Annotated in this window: 3 protein-coding genes and 1 pseudogene; 1 reads left to right on the top strand and 3 read right to left on the bottom strand. The window is 39.1% G+C overall.

The window, feature by feature from the left end; translation table 11 throughout:
• Window positions 1-339 (bottom strand): annotated as a pseudogene (locus KCG35_RS24370) (hypothetical protein); the annotation flags it as partial.
• Between the two features lie 644 nt (window positions 340-983).
• Here KCG35_RS24370 and KCG35_RS24365 point away from each other — a divergent pair.
• Complete coding sequence (locus tag KCG35_RS24365) at window positions 984-1,430, top strand: nucleoside deaminase (RefSeq protein ID WP_215822453.1); 447 nt, start codon at window positions 984-986, stop codon at window positions 1,428-1,430.
• Between the two features lie 46 nt (window positions 1,431-1,476).
• Here KCG35_RS24365 and KCG35_RS24360 read toward each other — a convergent pair whose 3' ends face one another.
• Together KCG35_RS24360 and KCG35_RS24355 are read right to left on the bottom strand one after the other, a co-directional pair.
• Complete coding sequence (locus KCG35_RS24360; RefSeq protein WP_215822452.1) at window positions 1,477-1,806, bottom strand: DMT family transporter; 330 nt, start codon at window positions 1,804-1,806, stop codon at window positions 1,477-1,479.
• Between the two features lie 337 nt (window positions 1,807-2,143).
• On the bottom strand, window positions 2,144-2,869 hold the full coding sequence (locus tag KCG35_RS24355) for a helix-turn-helix transcriptional regulator (RefSeq protein ID WP_215822451.1): 726 nt from the start codon (window positions 2,867-2,869) through the stop codon (window positions 2,144-2,146).
• Between the last annotated feature and the right edge of the window lie 57 nt (window positions 2,870-2,926).

The following is a 2,926-nucleotide window of genomic DNA, read 5'->3' as shown; positions in this document are numbered from 1 at the left end:
TACCGTATAATCAGGTTGATCCGCACATTCCCGGGTTAAGGCACTATAGCCCTGAGGATTTTCTTTTTGCAACGATTCATTAGGTCCACACACTGCAATAAAACCATACAGCACGTGGGTGAGGTTTTTGGCAGGAATATCATTAACGTGGAAGTTGCGGCCATAAACGCCCCATTCAACAAAGTAAGTACCAACAACTTTGTTAGCGTTATTTTGGAATAGTGCTGAATCATTATTGAGTGGCGTTGCTTGAGTTAAGGTCGATAAGCCCAAACCCACAGCTATACTTATGGCTAATTTATTTGGCAACCAGCGTCTAGTAGCTTGCTTGGTTTGCATACAATTTTTCTCCGTAATGCATTTACCTAATCAAATAAAGAAAGCGTTATGGTTAACGCTTATAGGTAACTACTTTTTGCACAAATAGAATTTGAACAAGTTGTTTTATCTATCGTGATTGTTTGTCTATGCTTTTCCGTGCATCTCACCTGTAAAATACCTCTCATATGAAGTAAACAGGTTGTTCCTGAAGCTTTAAGCGTCTTAGACAGGTATAAAGCTCATTGCAGGTTAGATATGTGGCTTATAGGTAATACCTTTACTGAAGTGCTTATAGTTAATAAGTATCAGTCGCCCAGTTGCGTATTAATATTTGTTAAATAAAAACGGCTTGTAATGTATAAAACAGTTCTACTTAAATGTGTGATGAGATAATAGCTTCCTAAAGAATATTGATTACAAAGACTTGTGTTAAGTTGTAACGCTATGTCGTAAATAATAGCGAAAAGCAGTTTAGCAAAAGGTTGATAAAAGAGTGGTAATCGCGTTCCAAATTTGTGATGGCTATAACGGATATGATGTAAATTGTTTAAGTAAGCAACTTTTAGCTGTGAATTGGCTTCAACTGTTTTAATTGGTAAAAAACATATAAAACATAAGTAGTATAAATGCGGGTTGCAATCGAGTAACAAAAAGGGGGCATCATGAATACAACAGACCCATTTCTCAGTGCGGCAATTGAAGAAGCTGAACAAGGTCGGGAAGAAGGCGGTATCCCTATAGGCTCAGTGTTAGTACATCAACAGAAGATTATTGGTCGAGGTCATAATCAGCGTGTACAACAAAAGAGTGCTGTGCTTCATGCAGAAATGCATGCCCTTGAAGAAGCAGGTCGTTTACCTGCATCTGTTTACGAGCAGTGCACACTTTATACGACACTATCCCCATGTGCGATGTGTAGTGGTGCAATTATTCTCTATGGTATACCTCATGTTGTAGTGGGAGAGAATAAAACCTTTATGGGGCAGGAACAATGGCTTCGGGATCATGGTGTAAAGGTTGATGTGATACAGGATGAGCGTTGTGTTGCTATTATGAACTCGTTTATTGCTACTCATCCTGAACTATGGAACGAAGACATTGGGGAATAACAACAAAGAGGTTAATGCGTTAAAGCAAAGTTACTCATTGCCTTGGCTAGTGACTGACAGTCTTTGAAAATAACTGAATAACAATAATGCCAGATGTTATCAGAACCATGCCGAGCACAGAGGGTAAGTCAGGGAGTTGTTTATACAGTATCATTCCGGCCAGCATTATAAATATGACACCAAGCCCTGACCAAACGGCGTACGTTATACCAACAGGCAGAGTACGTAATGTTAAGGATAAAAAATAAAAGGCGACACTATACCCAATAATAACAATAAGCGATGGTATAGGTTTAGAAAAACCCTCTGCAGCTTTAAGAGCACTGGTTCCGATAACTTCAGCAATAACAGCGATTGCCAGGTGAATATAGGTCATATTTATAGCCTCTAAACTATTTACTCTTCACAAACCGTTAATTGTTCTGAAAGTGAAGAATATTAGTATTTTATGCTATCACACAGGTTAATGCCAACCATGCAACCTCTTGGTACTTGTTTTTTTAGTAAATTTCCTGTTATTACTTTTTACCGTCATTAAATTTATGCCTTCATTCTTTCGTTTAAATAATAGTTAAAAGCTTCTTATGCTGCATTGTTGAGAATAAAAACAATGGTGAATAAAATTGGTTATATAGTAAGTGCTTTTAAATATTAAAAGTAAACAAGAAAGTCTAGTGTTTGGCAGCTTTTGTATACTCAAAAATATGATAAATCTAAAGTGAGTCGTCTTGAGAATGCCAGGGTTGTTTATGTATACGGTCAAAAGCAGCTAATGTTTCTTGGTCTGCGCCCGATTTTAAGAGGTAGTCTTGCATGGATATATTTGGAGGGGATTTTTCTTCTGACATTTCCCATTTTTGTAAAAGATCTACACGAAAAGTGCGATAATCTTTTCGTAAGTTACACCATGCGGTCAATGTCCAACGATCTCCCCAAAATACCAAGCCCACTGGCCAGATAAGTCGCTGACTGGTGTTATCTTGCAGGTCTTTATATTCAATCCACAGTCCAAGATTCTTTTCAATAGCACTTCGTATTGGTGTTAAGCGCTCTAATGGATATGAATACATGGGAGGGGCATAGAGTGGGGGTATAGGTAAATCTGTTGATCCCAATGTAGCATGTATTTTGGCTAATGCACTCTTTGCAGCATCTGCTGTTTCTTTGTCTGCGCGAGCCGCCAACATACGAGCACCGACCTCTAGAGCAGCTAACTCATTGGCGGTGAATTTTACGGGTGGGGGGGTAAACCCCCGCTCCAACCAGTAGCCTTCACCCGCCTCACCATTAACGGGGGCTCCACTCATCATAAGATCAGCCATATCCCGATAAATAGTTCGAGGGGAAACTTCTAACCATTCTGCAAGTTGTTGCGCAGTCGTCCGACGACGACCACGCAATAAAAGAAGGATTTGAACTAAGCGGTCTGCTCTGCGCATAAAATGAATATAGAAGTTGCAGTTAAAAACATAAACACGATATTAGCCTTTTTATTA

This window comes from Zooshikella harenae, from assembly GCF_018837975.1.
GTDB lineage: Bacteria > Pseudomonadota > Gammaproteobacteria > Pseudomonadales > Zooshikellaceae > Zooshikella > Zooshikella harenae.
The sequence above is the reverse complement of the archived record's forward strand: the minus strand, read 5'-3'. Positions and strand labels throughout refer to the sequence as shown.

Coding starts and splice junctions, on each gene's coding strand:
- KCG35_RS24365 (WP_215822453.1), top strand. CDS start 984: ATGAATACAACAGACCCATTTCTCAGTGCGGCAATTGAAGAAGCTGAA.
- KCG35_RS24360 (WP_215822452.1), bottom strand. CDS start 1,806: ATGACCTATATTCACCTGGCAATCGCTGTTATTGCTGAAGTTATCGGA.
- KCG35_RS24355 (WP_215822451.1), bottom strand. CDS start 2,869: ATGCGCAGAGCAGACCGCTTAGTTCAAATCCTTCTTTTATTGCGTGGT.